The 13,877-nt window shown below is 68.5% G+C and carries 15 protein-coding genes; 9 read left to right on the top strand and 6 right to left on the bottom strand.

Going from position 1 to position 13,877, the window contains the following annotated elements:
• Positions 1-33 precede the first annotated feature (33 nt).
• Complete coding sequence (gene radA / locus BOSE46_RS18365) at positions 34-1,410, bottom strand: DNA repair protein RadA (protein WP_159541606.1); 1,377 nt, start codon at positions 1,408-1,410, stop codon at positions 34-36.
• An 89-nt stretch (positions 1,411-1,499) separates the two neighbouring features.
• On the opposite strand from radA, the gene BOSE46_RS18360 reads away from it, so the two are divergent.
• Positions 1,500-2,156 (top strand): hypothetical protein, encoded by a 657-nt coding sequence (locus BOSE46_RS18360; protein WP_159541605.1) that lies wholly within the window; start codon positions 1,500-1,502, stop codon positions 2,154-2,156.
• Between the two features lie 4 nt (positions 2,157-2,160).
• Here BOSE46_RS18360 and BOSE46_RS18355 read toward each other — a convergent pair whose 3' ends face one another.
• Positions 2,161-2,799, bottom strand: coding sequence for a VOC family protein (locus tag BOSE46_RS18355; RefSeq protein ID WP_159541604.1), 639 nt, complete (start codon positions 2,797-2,799; stop codon positions 2,161-2,163).
• Positions 2,800-2,841: 42 nt separating this feature from the next.
• A complete protein-coding gene (locus BOSE46_RS18350) occupies positions 2,842-3,585 on the bottom strand; it encodes a hypothetical protein (RefSeq protein WP_159541603.1) in 744 nt (247 codons plus the stop codon).
• 94 nt (positions 3,586-3,679) lie between these two features.
• On the opposite strand from BOSE46_RS18350, the gene rffA reads away from it, so the two are divergent.
• A complete protein-coding gene (gene rffA, locus BOSE46_RS18345) occupies positions 3,680-4,813 on the top strand; it encodes a dTDP-4-amino-4,6-dideoxygalactose transaminase (RefSeq protein WP_159541602.1) in 1,134 nt (377 codons plus the stop codon).
• On the top strand, positions 4,810-5,589 hold the full coding sequence (locus tag BOSE46_RS18340; RefSeq protein WP_159541601.1) for a GNAT family N-acetyltransferase: 780 nt from the start codon (positions 4,810-4,812) through the stop codon (positions 5,587-5,589). The genes rffA and BOSE46_RS18340 overlap by 4 nt, the downstream gene beginning before the upstream one ends.
• Positions 5,590-5,596: 7 nt before the next feature.
• Here the strand turns inward: BOSE46_RS18340 and BOSE46_RS18335 are convergent, their stop codons facing one another.
• Complete coding sequence (locus tag BOSE46_RS18335; protein WP_159541600.1) at positions 5,597-6,547, bottom strand: glycosyltransferase family 2 protein; 951 nt, start codon at positions 6,545-6,547, stop codon at positions 5,597-5,599.
• Positions 6,548-6,649: 102 nt separating this feature from the next.
• Here BOSE46_RS18335 and BOSE46_RS18330 point away from each other — a divergent pair, with 102 nt between their 5' ends.
• Together BOSE46_RS18330 and BOSE46_RS18325 are read left to right on the top strand one after the other, a co-directional pair.
• Complete coding sequence (locus tag BOSE46_RS18330; RefSeq protein WP_201299670.1) at positions 6,650-7,057, top strand: GtrA family protein; 408 nt, start codon at positions 6,650-6,652, stop codon at positions 7,055-7,057.
• A gap of 68 nt (positions 7,058-7,125) precedes the next feature.
• Entirely contained in the window at positions 7,126-7,950 is an 825-nt protein-coding gene (locus tag BOSE46_RS18325; protein ID WP_201299669.1) for a trans-aconitate 2-methyltransferase, read from the top strand.
• Here the strand turns inward: BOSE46_RS18325 and BOSE46_RS18320 are convergent.
• Entirely contained in the window at positions 7,923-9,608 is a 1,686-nt protein-coding gene (locus BOSE46_RS18320; protein ID WP_159541598.1) for a hypothetical protein, read from the bottom strand. The genes BOSE46_RS18325 and BOSE46_RS18320 overlap by 28 nt on opposite strands.
• A 94-nt stretch (positions 9,609-9,702) precedes the next feature.
• Between BOSE46_RS18320 and BOSE46_RS18315 the strand changes: the two genes are divergently transcribed.
• From BOSE46_RS18315 to BOSE46_RS18305, 3 genes are read left to right on the top strand one after another with little or no spacing between them, the layout of a single operon-like run.
• Positions 9,703-10,614, top strand: a complete 912-nt coding sequence (locus BOSE46_RS18315; protein ID WP_159541597.1) for a Ppx/GppA phosphatase family protein — start codon at positions 9,703-9,705, stop codon at positions 10,612-10,614.
• 23 nt (positions 10,615-10,637) lie between these two features.
• Positions 10,638-11,423 carry a sugar phosphate isomerase/epimerase gene (locus BOSE46_RS18310; protein ID WP_159541596.1) on the top strand — a complete coding sequence of 262 codons (786 nt, stop codon included), beginning with the start codon at positions 10,638-10,640 and terminating at the stop codon, positions 11,421-11,423.
• A 20-nt stretch (positions 11,424-11,443) separates the two neighbouring features.
• Positions 11,444-12,097 (top strand): LysE family translocator, encoded by a 654-nt coding sequence (locus BOSE46_RS18305; protein WP_159541595.1) that lies wholly within the window; start codon positions 11,444-11,446, stop codon positions 12,095-12,097.
• Here BOSE46_RS18305 and BOSE46_RS18300 read toward each other — a convergent pair.
• Positions 12,094-13,044 (bottom strand): bile acid:sodium symporter family protein, encoded by a 951-nt coding sequence (locus tag BOSE46_RS18300; RefSeq protein ID WP_159541594.1) that lies wholly within the window; start codon positions 13,042-13,044, stop codon positions 12,094-12,096. The two genes, BOSE46_RS18305 and BOSE46_RS18300, sit on opposite strands and share 4 nt — an antisense overlap.
• Positions 13,045-13,067: 23 nt before the next feature.
• On the opposite strand from BOSE46_RS18300, the gene proC reads away from it, so the two are divergent.
• Complete coding sequence (proC, locus tag BOSE46_RS18295; protein WP_159541593.1) at positions 13,068-13,874, top strand: pyrroline-5-carboxylate reductase; 807 nt, start codon at positions 13,068-13,070, stop codon at positions 13,872-13,874.
• The last annotated feature ends 3 nt before the right edge of the window (positions 13,875-13,877 follow it).

Genomic DNA, 13,877 nt, shown 5'->3' with positions numbered 1-13,877 from the left:
ACCTCACTCAGGTCGCACACAGTGTATGCGGACTCAGTAGGGTGCGGTGACATCGAGACAACCCATCGCCGATTGGATGTCGCTGATGGGGATGATCGTCATCGAGGTGCGGAGCCCGTCGAGCCCCTCCGAACCGGCCGGGACGACCGCGCACCGGAACCCGATGCGCTCTGCCTCGCGCAATCGTGCGGCCAGGTTGCTGACCTTGCGCACCTCGCCGGCGAGCCCGACCTCGCCGATCGCCACGAGGTTGGCCGGCACCGCGGTCTCGCGCTGAGCGGAGGCCGTCGCGAGCGCGAGGGCAAGGTCGACGGACGGCTCGACCAGCCGGGCTCCGCCGACCGTCGCGGTGTAGACGTCGAGCTCGGACAGATTGAGCTTGCAGTGCTTGGTCAGCACCGCGAGGATCATCGCGACCCGTGACGAGTCGAGCCCGCTGGACGTACGCCTGGGGGAGGGTGTCGAGGACTTGACCGTCAGCGCCTGCACCTCGGCCAGCAGTGGCCGGCGGCCCTCCATCGTGACGGTGACGCACGTGCCCGGCACGGGTTGTTCGTGACGGGACACGAACAGGCCGGTCGGGTCGGGGACCTCGACGATGCCGTCGTCGACGAGGTCGAAGCAGCCGATCTCGTCGACCGGGCCGAAGCGGTTCTTGACCGCCCGCAGCAGGCGCAGGCGCGAGCTGCGGTCGCCCTCGAACTGGAGCACGACGTCGACGAGGTGCTCGAGGACGCGTGGCCCGGCGACCGAGCCGTCCTTGGTGACGTGGCCGACGAGCAGTGTCGCGATGTTGTCGTGCTTGGCGCGTTGGATGACAGCGGACGCGACCTCGCGGACCTGCGTGACGCCACCGGGCACGCCGTCGACGTCTGCTGACCCGATCGTCTGGACCGAGTCGATGATCAGGAGCCCCGGCTTGACCGTCTCGACGTGCGTCAGGACCGCGCCGAGATCGGTCTCGGCGGCGAGGTAGAGGTTGTCGTCGACGGCACCGGTGCGCTCGGCGCGCAGGCGGACCTGGGCGGCCGACTCCTCGCCGGACACGTAGAGCGTGCGGCGGCCGGCTCGCGCCCACCTGGCGGCGACCTCGAGCAGCAGCGTCGACTTGCCGACACCGGGCTCACCGGCGAGCAGCAGCACCGCGCCGGGCACCACGCCACCACCGAGGACCCGGTCGAGCTCGCCGATGCCCGACGTCGTGGACCGTGCGGACTCGATCGTGACCTGGCTGATCGGGACGGCAGGGGTGACGACCGGGGCCGCCTGCGTGCGGCCGGCGCGTACGGGGGCGGCGACATCGACCGTGCCCCAGGCCTGGCACTCGCCGCAGCGGCCCACCCACTTGCTGGTGGTCCAGCCGCAGTCGGCGCAGACGTAGCCGGGGCGGGCGGTCTTGGTGGCTGCCATGGCCTCAGCCTAGGCGTGCCCGCTGACAGGAGGACGGATTCGGCCGCGGCTTGTCATCGGGTGTGGAGGCCCCCGACTAAACTTCTCCCATGACGTACGTCGCGGTGGCCACCCGCTACCCCGCGCCGCCCGTCCTCAAGACGGCCGACATCGCGGCCAAGGCCGGCCTGTTCCTGCTCCTCGGCGTCGCCCTCTTCGTGCCGGGTGTCGGCAACCTGGACGGCAAGGGCCTGGTGCCACGGGCGATCGGCTATCCGATCGCCGCGTTCGCCGTCCCGCTGATCTGGCACACGTGGTGGCGGCAGCGGGCGTCGTTCCCGTGGGTGGCCGACTTCCTCGTGACCTTCGCCTGCTTCAGCGACATCTTCGGCAACTTCGTGAACCTCTACGACTCGATGGACTCGTTCGACAACGTCGTGCACTTCGTCAACACCGGTCTGCTGACCGCGGCGGTCATCCTGCTGACGATGCACCGCTCGTCCACCCTCGGCGCTGTCGTCGAGCGGGCCCTGGCCTTCGGTGTGAGCGCGGCGCTCGTGTGGGAGATCGCGGAGTACTTCGCATTCCTGCGGTGGTCGCCTGAGCGACTCGGCGCGTACGCCGACACCTTGAGCGACATGTCGCTGGGTGCTCTCGGATCACTCGTGGCTGCGTTCTCGGTGCACGCGCTGTGGCGTCACGGCCATCTCAAGGAGGTCGCGCCACAGCTGGACCTGGCCCACGCGGAGAGCGTCAGGCCTTCCTGAGGACCTAGATCTTGACGACGCCGTTCGGGGTGCTGAACTCGGCGGCGAGGATGCCGGGGGTGCCGTGCGGGGCCACCCAGCGGACCTCGATGTCCTCGAGCGCCTCGATGGCGGGCTCACCGAGGTAGTCGGCGAGACGCTTGGGGTCGCCGGCGATCTCGAGGGCGGTGAGCGCGATGTCGGAGTCGGCCATCTGCGACGGGTGCTCCGCCGGGTCCTTCTCCCACTTGATGACGAACGGCAGCTGCGGGTCGGCCTTCATGCCGCTCGTGCCGATCTGCTTCCACTCGAGGTTGTAGCCGTCGGGACGGCGGCGGTTGCCCGGCACGGCGTGCCGGCCCATGCGGTGCTCGACCTCGGTCATGTCCTCGACCGAGACGACCCAGCCGAGCCAGCCTCCGCCGGCGTCGCGGCGGGCGCGCACGGCCTGGCCGAAGGCGGCCTTGTCGGAGGCGGGGTGGTCGAGCACCTCGACGACCTCGAGGTACTGGCGGTTCTTCAGCGGAAGGATCATGTTGCGGGTGCCGAACCGGGGGTGGGCACCGCCATCGATGAACGTGGCATTCAGCAGCCGGCCGAGCTCTGCGGTCGTGCCGGCGAGGCCGTCGGGGCCGACGGCGAACGAGACGTGGTCGAGGTGCATACGGCATTGTTGCCTGACGCCGCATCGCGGTGGTGCAGGGGGTCAGCGGTGGGGGTCCGCCGGGTGTGGTGTATTGGTGCCCCCGGCCTCATGCTCCCTGCAATAGCGGGCCAGCTCGGCATATCCGGCCTCGCCCATCAGCTCGGTCAGCTCGTCCTGGTTGGTGACGTAGACCGGCTCCAGCCCGACGTGCGCCTCGGTGTTGGACGAGCAGTACCAGTCGAGGTCCGCGCCACCCGGTCCCCAGCCGGCGCGGGTGTACTCGCCGATCTGCGTCTCGGTGTACGTCGTGCCGTCGCCGCGATCGACGTCGCGGAACTGTCGGCGCAGCGGCAGCTGCCAGCACACGTCGGGCTTGGTCGTGTGCGGCTTGAGCCCCTGCTCCAGCGCGTAGCCGTGCAGGGCACACCCGTAGCCGCCCTCGAAGCCGCGTGAGTTGTGGAAGATGCAGGCCCCCTCGAATGCCCGCGTCTTGAGCTCGCCCTCGTCGTCCTTCTCGGTCCACCCGCGGCGGCGACCCTCGTCGTGGCGCTCCCAGTGCGCGGGGGTCAGCTTGTCGACGATCGCACCGACGCGCTGCGCGTCGTCGTCATCCGCGAAGTGCGCGCCCAGCGCGCAGCAGCCGGCCTCGGGACTGGACTCGTAGATGCCCGGGCAGCCGGCGCCGAAGATGCACGTCCATCGCGACGTCAGCCAGGTCAGGTCGCAGCGAAAGACCTCGGTCGGGTCCGCGGGATTGGCGAACTCCACGTACGTACGGGGGAATCCGAGCTCGACTTCGGGCATCACTGTCATGGTAGTCCGCGGGTCGAAGCGCCGGCCCCGCTGCTGAGGGTGCCGACGCCGCAGGCCCGGCGGGCGGACCTCATAGACTCGCTGAATGATCCCGTTCAACATCGCGCACCTCACCGGCCGCGAGGAGAAGTACCTCGCGGAGTCGATGTCCTCGCGGCTGCTCACCGGCGACGGTCCGTTCACCGAACGGGCGTCCAAGCTGATCTCGGGTCTCGTCGGGGGCGGCGCGACCCTGTTGACGACGTCGTGCACCCACGCGCTCGAGATGACCGCGCTCCTGCTCGACCTCGCCGAGGGCGACGAAGTGATCATGCCGTCATTCACCTTCGTCTCGACCGCCAATGCGTACGTCCTGCGTGGCGCCACGCCCGTGTTCGTCGACTGTCGTCCAGACACCCTCAACATCGACGAGCGCCTGGTCGAAGCGGCCATCACCCCGCGCACCAAGGCCATCGTCGTGGTCCACTACGGCGGTGTCGCTTGCGAGATGGATGAGATCCTCGCCATCGCTCGTCGTCACGGTGTGCCGGTGATCGAGGACAATGCGCACGGCTTCGGCGGCACGTACCGCGGCCGCGCCCTCGGCTCCTTGGGATCGATGGCGACCCAAAGCTTCCACGCCACGAAGAACATCCAGTGCGGTGAGGGTGGCGCGTTGGTTCTCAACGAGCCGGCGCTTTTCGAGCGGGCCGAGATCATCCGGGAGAAGGGGACCAATCGCGGCCAGTTCTTCCGCGGCATGGTCGACAAGTATCGCTGGGTCGATGTCGGATCGAGCTACCTTCCGTCGGACCTGCTGGCGGCATTCCTCACGGCGCAGCTCGAGGGTTTTGACGCGATCCAGAAGAAGCGCATGCGAGTCTGGGACACCTACCACGGCGAGCTGGCGGCGTGGGCCGCCGACAACGGGGTGGCGACGCCGACGATCGCCGAGGATCGCGAGCACCCCGCACACCTCTATTTCCTGGTCATGCCGGACCATGACCACCAACGACGCCTCATTCGCCACCTCGGGGATGCGGGCATCCTCGGCGTCTTCCACTACGTGCCGCTCGACTCCGCGCCCGTCGGTGTGGAGCGCGGCCGCACCGCGCCTGGTGGTTGCCCGGTCACGGCCGACGTCAGCCAGCGACTGGTGCGGCTCCCGTTGTTCCCGGACCTGTCCGAGAGCGATCAGGCGCGAGTCATCGACGCCGTCACGTCGTTCGAACTCGCGTGAGCTGGGAATCGGCCGTAAGCGGCGACGCAGTCACCTTGCGGGCGTCGCCGTTGGAGTCGCGACGATTCGGCCTGTCGTTCAGCCGTGCCGAGGTCCCGCTCGCCGTCGAGGATCCAGACGCCGCACTGTCATCGGTCCTGCGGTTTCTCGAGGACGACGAGTCCGACGTCGTGGTCGTCCGTCATCCGGCTGCTCGAGTGGGGTGGTTCGCTGCACTCCGCGGGGCGGGACGCGACCTGGTCGCAGCCGACACGCTCACGTACTGGCGCCTTGCCGTCGGGGACGGACGTCGTCCGACACCACGGGAGTCCGTCTCCACGCGCGTCACCGACTCGCCCGAGGCATCGCTGGTGAAGGAGCTCGTGAGCGACATGTTCGCGGGCTACGGCAATCACTATCTTGCCAACCCCCTGCTGGATCCTGTTGCAGCGCTGGCCGGCTACGTCGAGTGGGGTCAGCGCTCAGCGGCAGAGGATCAGGCCGTCATCGTCAGTCACGCTGATCGCGGTGCGGTGGGTCTCGCCACGATGCAGACATCGGACCGCGTGAGCGAGATCCAGCTGGCGGGTATCAGGCAGCAGTTCCACCAGCAGGGGATCTATCCCCACCTCTTGGCCGGATGTGAGGACGCCGTCCTCGAGTCCGGTGGCGAGCTGCTCGTGATCTCGACGCAGGCTCACAACACCAACGTCCAACGATCATGGGCGCGCTACGGTTTCGAGCCTGTGGGCGCGGTCTCGACGGTGCACGCCGTACGTCGAGGCCTGCTGCCGTGAGCGGCGGTCACTGATCATCGCGGGAGCGCTCGCTGATCACATACGTCGGTCGTCCGAGGTTCTCCGAATGGATGCGGGCGATGTACTCGCCGACAATGGCGAGCGCGACCATCTGCGCTCCTGAAAAGATGGCCACCATCGAGGCGACGGTGGTGAAACCCTGGACCGTCGTCGTGCCGGAGAAATACTGCCAGAGGACCACTGCCAGCAAGATGATGCCGAGCCCACCGCAGACCAGGCCGAGGTAGCCGACGAGCCTGAGCGGCAGCGTGCTGTAGCCGAGCATCGTGTTGATCGCATGGCGAACCAGCAGACGGAACGAGTAGTTGGACTGCCCTTCTGCGCGTCGGTCCATGTGCACGGTCGCGCTCGTGGTCCGAGCAGTTGCCCAGGACAGCGCCACGTCGATCGAGGCGTGCGGTCCGTCGAGCCCCTCGAATGCGTCGCGCAGACGTGTGCGGAAGATGCGGAACGCGCTGATGTTGCTGGCGTCGGTGATGCCGAGGCCCAGCGTCATGACGCGCTTGACGCTGCGGGACGCGAAACTGCGCAGTGCGCCGTGCTCCTCAACGATCGGGACGCCGTAGGTCAGGTCGACGTCGTCCGTGAGGGCCGCCAGCAGCGTGGGGATCTGCTCCGGCGGGTGCTGGAGGTCGTCGTCCATCGTGACGAGCGTCGCGTACCGAGCCGAGCGGATGCCCGCCAGAAGCGCATTGTGCTGGCCGTAGTTGCGCGACAGCCGGATCGCGGAGACGTTGGCGTGCTGCTCGGCCAGCTGGCGTGCCACGTCCCAGGTGTTGTCGGGGCTTCCGTCGACCACGAGGACCACCTCGAACGCCTCGCACGTCGCCCCCAGCACCTCGATGAGGCGTCGGGACAGCTCGGGCAGCATCGGTGCGGACTTGTAGCACGGAATGACGACGGAGAGTCCCGGCAGGAGTTCAGTCTGCGACGGCATGCGCCTAGTGTGCACGAGGGTCCGTCGTCCCCGTACGCTGCCGTCACGACGAAGTGGGTGGGGCGGCCGGTTCCCACCACGCCCGACGACGAACGGATTCAGGTGAGACAGCTCCTGCGATACGGGTTCGTCGGCGTCGTCAGCAATGCTGTGGCGTTTGGCGTCTACATCATCATCACGGCGCTCGGCGCCTCGCCGAAGGTCACAGCCGGCGCGGTGTACGTCGGTGCCGCTGCGGTGGGTTTCGTGGGCAATCGACGGCTCACGTTCGCGCACGAAGGAAGTGTGTGGGGTGCGGGCGCGCGGTATGTCGTCGCGCATGCAGGCGGCTTCCTGCTGAACCTCTGCATCCTGACGCTGCTGCTCGACCACTACGGCTGGTCGCACGTGTGGTCGCAGGCCTTCGCTATCGTCGTGGTCGCGGCATATCTGTTCGCGGCGTTCAAGTTCTTTGTGTTCCGGTCCGAGGCGCCGAGTGATCAAGACTCCGACCGATCGATGGAGACCTAATGCAGTGCACGGCCTGTGGTGCGTCGTACGACTCAGAGGCTTACACCTGCGATGCCTGCGGGCACGCAGTGACGGTCGTCGACGGCTATCCCGCGTTCGCGCCCGAACTTGCACACGGTGGCGGCGGCTACGAATCCAAGCTGTTCGCCGAGCTCGCCCCCCTCGAGGAGAAGAGCTTCTGGTTCCGCGCCAGGAACGAGTTGATCCTGTGGGCCCTGCGCCGCTATCGCCCCGACGTCAGCAGCTTCCTCGAGATCGGCTGCGGCACTGGCTTCGTCCTGTCCGGGATCGCGGCGCAGCACCCGACTGCACGGCTCTACGGCAGCGAGATCTTCGTGGATGGGTTGTCGTTCGCAGGCGCACGGGTGCCGTCCGCGCGCCTCATGCAGATGGATGCTCGCGCCATTCCCATGCGCGAGGAGATCGATGTCATCGGCGCGTTCGACGTGCTCGAGCACATCGAGGAGGACGTCGACGTGCTGCGCGAGATGCACGGCGCTCTCAAGCGGGGCGGCTTGCTGGTGATCAGCGTCCCCCAGCACCGCTGGCTCTGGAGCCCCGCTGACGACCACGCGCACCACGTGCGCCGATACACGGCCGGTGAGCTGCGTGACAAGATCTCCGGCGCGGGCTTCGAGGTGCTCAAGAGCACGTCGTTCGTGTCGATCCTGCTCCCCATGATGGTGCTGTCTCGGTTGCGGATGCGGGGTCGCACCGATGACTACGATCCCATCGACGAGATGCGTATGCCGGGCTGGCTCAACGCGGTGCTCTACCGAGTCATGCGGGCTGAGAACGCGCTGATCAGGTGGGGCTTGAGATTCCCCTTGGGCGGCTCACGCCTGGTGGTTGCCCGCAAGGTGACTCAAGGCGCCGACGAACCCCCAGGCTGATCGACTGGCGCGGGGTCGCCGGCGCCGGTCGAGCAGAACGGCTCGTGGTGGTAGAACTCGTACGCTGCGTAGGCGCCGTTGATCGTGCGTTGCGTGCGGGGGTCGACGACATCCAGACGTTTGAGGAGCGTCGTGATGATCGTGCATCGGCGCGCATCGCCGGCCCGGCTGGGATCGGCCACAGCCACCTCGCGGTGAAGGCTGTCGGTGAAGGCCGACCTCGTGCCGATCCGGTCATCGTTGGCCGAGAAGACGTTGCGTGGCTGGTTGACGGCGATGCTGACGACGATCAGCGCGGTCAAGGCGGCGAGGGCGCCGACCCGCAGGGGAGCCCATGCTCGGGTCACCAGGAGGCGCACGACGGCGAGCCCGGCCATGGCCAGCGCTGACCAGGTGACGACATTCGAGCGGTACGACAGCATGGGGGTGTCGAGCTGCTGCACGGCATTGGCGTTGATGCCAGTCACCACCGCGCTGCCCAGGGCGATGACGATGCCAACGGCGACGACGAGGAGCGTCCCGCGATGGTCTCCGCCGGGCTTGGCGACTCCGGCGTCTGGGTCCTGGCGCGCCTTCCAGGCTGCCCAGAGCGCGAACATCAGCGCAGTCGCGACGATGGGGAGGAGGACGCTCAGCGGTGTCACACCGGGATATGGAAGCTCCCGGAGCTCCGCGCGCTCACGGACGAAGTCGCCCGTGCCGCCCGGCAGTGAACCGAGAAGGTTGTTGAGGAGCGTGCGGGGCCTGACCTCGATCACGGTGCCGACGTAGCAGGTGTTGGACGCGTGGCACGCCATCTGGCTGATCTGCCAGCGGATCCACACGAACATCGTCGTGTAGGTGAGCGCGAGCGTGGCACCGACCGTGAAGGGCGCGCGCCAACGCTGCCACAGTGAGCCCTCAGCCGGTCGTGGTGCCGTCGCCAGCAGCATGACGTTGAGTGGGATCGACAGCGCGAGCAGCTCGTACGACAGGTTGACCACGACGCCCATGAGCGTCATGGACAGCAGAGCGGGCACGAGCCAGCGACGGTAGTTGCGCTCCAGCCGACGGGACATCCCGAGGACAAAAGCTGCGAAGAGCAGGTAGAAGGCGAACGGACCGTAGGCCAGGGTCGGGTAGAAGTTCCACCCGTTGAGGCTGCGGACGTTTTGGCTCTTGGCCCCGATCGCGATCGTCAGGGGGAGGGCGATCATCACGAACGCGATGGTGTCGCGCTGGAGTCCGCGGACGGCGCCGGAGCTGTCGCGGAACCGCAGCGCTCGCAGGAAGACGAGTACGGCCGCGAGGCTGAGCCCCATCAGTGCCAGCTTGACGGCTGCCCAGACGATGAATGGCGGGATCGAGAAGTAGATCGACGTCTTCATCGTGAGGAGCGCCAAGATGCGACGCTCGGAGAAAGCGAGCGCCGTCGTCCGAGGCTGGAAGTCGAAGTCGAACGCCACTGAGAGCGGCTGCCAGAACGCCTGCCAGAGGGATCCGTGTGTCAGCGGGCCTGTGTCCAGGACCCAGTAGCCGTCATCGCCGCCGATCGGCGCCAGCAGGACTGGGGCGAGCAGGAAGAGGACGACGAGGACGTACAGGGTGATCAGGATCGGCCACGCGGCGCGGGATGCGAGCGCCTGACGCGCAAGGCCGCGCAAGTGGTCGAGTCTCACTCGATCGTCCTCCCGGATTGGCAATGAACGGCTCGCCGGCCGACGGACAGCGTTGCAGATGTTACGCGCCTCCTGCCAGTGAGAGGATGGACGTATGCGCATGGGCGTCCTCGACATCGGTTCCAACACGGGTCACCTGCTCGTGATCGACGCGTTCCGTGGTGGCCCGCCGCTGCCGGCGCACAGCTACAAGGAGCCACTCCGCCTCGCCGAGCACCTCGACTCGCGCAACGCCGTGACCGAGGAGGGTGTCTCGAGGCTCGTCAAGTACGTCGTGGAGGCCCGTGCCGAGGCCGAGGACAAGGGCTGCACGACGATCCTCGCGTTCGCCACCTCGGCGGTGCGGGACGCCGTCAATGCCGACGACGTGATCGCCCGGGTCAACGCCGCGAGCGGTCTCGACCTGCAGGTCCTGTCCGGCGAGGACGAGGCCCGGTTGACCTTCCTGGCCGTACGCCGCTGGTTCGGCTGGTCCGCGGGCCGCCTCGGTGTGTTCGACATCGGTGGCGGGTCGCTCGAGATCGCCGCCGGCTCGGACGAGACCCCCGACGTGGCGCAGTCGATGGCTCTCGGTGCCGGCCGGCTGACCCGCGACTGGCTCGACTCCGGGCACACGCCCGCCGAGCTGCGGCTCCACGTCCGGTCGACGATCGCCGACGAGGCCGGTGCCATTCTGCGCGGCGGGGCATTCGACCGGGCCGTCGCGACCAGCAAGACGTTCCGTTCGCTGGCCCGCATCTGCGGCGCAGCATCGGCCGACGAAGGTCGCTACGTACGCCGGGTGCTGCGCAAGCAGGATCTCTCGCCCCTCGTCGAGCAGCTCGTCACGATGCCCGACGAGGACGTCGTCAAGCTGCCGGGCGTCTCTCCGGACCGGGCCCACCAGATCAGGGCCGGGGCGATCGTGGCGGAGGCGACGATCGACCTGTTCGACCTGACGGAGCTCGAGATCTGCCCTTGGGCGCTCCGCGAAGGCGTTCTGCTCGGGCATCTCGACGCGCTTTAAGGTTGCCGGTCTAGCCTGAGCACGTGCCCGAACCCATCCGCGTCTCGCTGTCGACCTCCTCGGTCTACCCGGGGTCGACGGCCAATGGCTTCGAGTCGGCGGCCCGCCTCGGCTACGACGGGGTCGAGGTCATGGTCGGCATCGACGACGTCAGCGCCGACATCACCGCGATCAAGGCACTCAGCGCGTTCCACGAGATCCCGGTCGTCTCGATCCACGCGCCCTGCCTGCTCGTGACACAGCGGGTCTGGGGCAGCGATCCCTGGGGCAAGCTGCACCGCAGTGCCGAGATGGCGCACGAGGTCGGCGCCGCGGTCATCGTCGTGCACCCGCCGTTCCGTTGGCAGCGTGACTACGCCCGGGGGTTCGTCGAGGGCATCGCCGACCTCGAGGCACAGCACGGCGTCACGTACGCCGTCGAGAACATGTATCCGTGGCGCACCGGCAAGCGCGAGTTCCAGGCGTACGCCCCGGGGTGGGACCCGCTGCAGCACGACTACGCACACGTGACGGTCGACCTGTCCCACAGCTCGACCGCCGGGGAGGATCCCCTCGAGATGGCCAAGGCGCTGGGTGGCCGGCTGTCCCACATCCACATGACCGATGGCTCGGGCTCGGCCAAGGACGAGCACCTGGTGCCCGGTCGCGGCACGCAGCCGTGCCGGGAGTTCCTCGAGCACGTCGCCGGCTCGGACTATGCCGGCGAGATCGTCGTCGAGATCAACACCCGCAAGGCCAAGGACCAGAGCGACCGGGAGGCCGACCTCCTCGAGGCACTGGCCTTCACCCGCCTCCACGCCACTGTCTGAGCGCCTCCGATTCTGCGAGGATGACGGGCCTGATCACCGTCGACCAGTTCCTCGCGTTCGGGCTTGCCGCGTTCATCCTCATCGCGATCCCGGGGCCCAGCGTCGTGTTCACGATCGGCCGCGCGCTGGCGTACGGGCGCGCTGTCGCGCTGGCGACCGTGCTCGGCAACACCCTCGGCCTGCTGACCGTCGTCATCCTGGTCGCTCTCGGCCTCGGTGTGATCGTCGAGGAGTCGATCCTCGTCTTCATGATCCTGAAGTTCGCCGGTGCGGCCTACCTCGTGTGGCTCGGCATCCAGGCCATCCGGCACCGCAAGGCGTTCAGCGTCGCCGGCGCCGGCGCGGGTGGCTTCCCGGTGCTGACCTGGCCCAAGGTGGTCCGCCAGGGCTTCATCGTCGGCGTCTCCAACCCCAAGGCGTTCATGATCATCGGCGCCGTCCTGCCGCAGTTCATCGATCGCGGCAACGGCCACATCCAGGCGCAGATGCTGCTGCTCGGCCTGATCGCCGTCGTGATCGGCCTGCTCTCCGACAGCCTGTGGGCGGTCATCGCGAGCCAGCTCCGCACGTGGTTCAACGCCTCACCCAAGCGCGGCGAGGCGATGGGCGCGGTCGGCGGGACCTCGATGATCGGTCTGGGGGTCGGGTTGGCCGTCTCGGGCAACCACCACTAGGACGCCTTGCGGGCGAGCCGGCCGGCCACGACAGCGCCGGTGATGATCTGCATCTGGTGATACAGCATCAGGGGCAGGACGATCAGCGCGACGTCCGGGCCCGCGAACAGCACCGACGCGATCGGCAACCCGCTCGCCAGGCTCTTGTTGCAGCCGCAGAACAGCAGCGGAACCCGGTCAGCGCGCGCGAATCCGAGCACGCGGCCGAGCAGCACGGTCCAGCCCATCGCGATCGCCAGCAGGACGGCGCACACGCACGCGACGGCAAGGACGTCCCACACGCTCAAGGTCGACCAGATGTCGGCGTCGGCGCCCTCGCTGAACGCGACGAACACCACGAGCACGATGCTGCTGCGGTCGTACACCGTGAGCCGGGCGTCGTGCCGCGTCATGAACTCGCCGATGAACGGCCGCAGCAGCTGGCCGAGCACGAACGGCACGAACAGCTGGAGCACGATCCGCACCACGGCACCGGCGTCGACGTGCGCGTCGGACGTCATCAGCAGCGCGACGAGCGCCGGGGTGAGGAACACGCCGATCAGGTTGGACAACGAGGCGCTGACGACCGCGCCGGCCACGTTGCCGCGGGCCATGCGGGTGTAGACGACGCATGACTGGACGGTGGACGGCACGAGGCACAGCAGAAGCACGCCGTTCGCGAGGCCCGGCGTCAGCAGGCCGGGCTCGAGGACCTGAGTGCCGAGCCCCAGCAGCGGGAACGCGACGAAAGTCGTCGACAGGATCGCGGCGTGCAGCCGCCAGTGCTTGAGGCCGGCGATGGTCTCGGCGGTCGACAGCCGGGCACCATAGAGGAAGAACAGCAGGCCGATCGCGACGAGCGAAGCGTGCTTGAGCACGTCGAGGACCGACCCCGTCGCCGGCACGAATGACGCCACGACTGCCGCCACCAGCAGCGCGATGATGAACGGGTCGAGTCGCAGGCGCACCCCGCGACAGTAGCCTTGCCCGTATGACTCAACGGATCGCGATCCTCGGTGCCGGCGTGATGGGCGAGACCCTGCTGTCGGCGATCCTCCGATCGGGACACGCGGCAGCCGACCTGGTGATCTCCGAGAAGCGTGAGGAGCGGGCAGCTGAGCTCCGCGAGACGTACGGGGTCACCGTGACCGGCAATGCCGAGGCGGTGGCGGACGCCGACGTGGTGCTCCTCGTCGTCAAGCCGCAGGACGTGCTCGCGCTGCTCGACGAGATCGCGGGGTCCGTACGCCCCGAGGCGACCGTCGTGTCCCTCGCCGCCGGCATCACGATCGGCGCGATCGAGGCGGCGCTGCCGGCCGGGGTCGCGGTCGTCCGGGCGATGCCCAACACCCCGGCGCTCGTCGGCGAGGGCATGTTCGGCATCTCCCCGGGCGCCTCCGCCACGGGCGACCGGATCGACGACGTCGTGCGCCTGCTCGAGTCCGGCGGCAAGGTCGTGGTCGTCGACGAGGCGCAGCAGGACGCCGTCACCGCGGTCTCCGGCTCGGGCCCCGCATACGTCTTCTACCTCGCCGAGGCCATGATCGCCGGCGGGATCGACGCCGGCCTCGACGAGCAGACGGCCCGTACGCTCACGGCCCAGACCCTCGTCGGCGCGGCGAAGCTGCTGGCGGAGTCCGACGAGACGGCCGAGGAGCTCAGGCGTCGGGTCACGTCGCCCAACGGCACGACGCATGCCGCGATCACGACGTTCGACGACCACGGCGCGAAGGATGCGCTGATCGCCGGCGTCGCCGCGGCCGCCGCCAGGTCCGCCGAGCTCTCCGGCCCGGCATAGTGT

It is taken from the genome of Aeromicrobium sp. 9AM (assembly GCF_902506105.1).
Taxonomy (GTDB): Bacteria; Actinomycetota; Actinomycetes; order Propionibacteriales; family Nocardioidaceae; genus Aeromicrobium.
The sequence above is the reverse complement of the archived record's forward strand: the minus strand, read 5'-3'. Positions and strand labels throughout refer to the sequence as shown.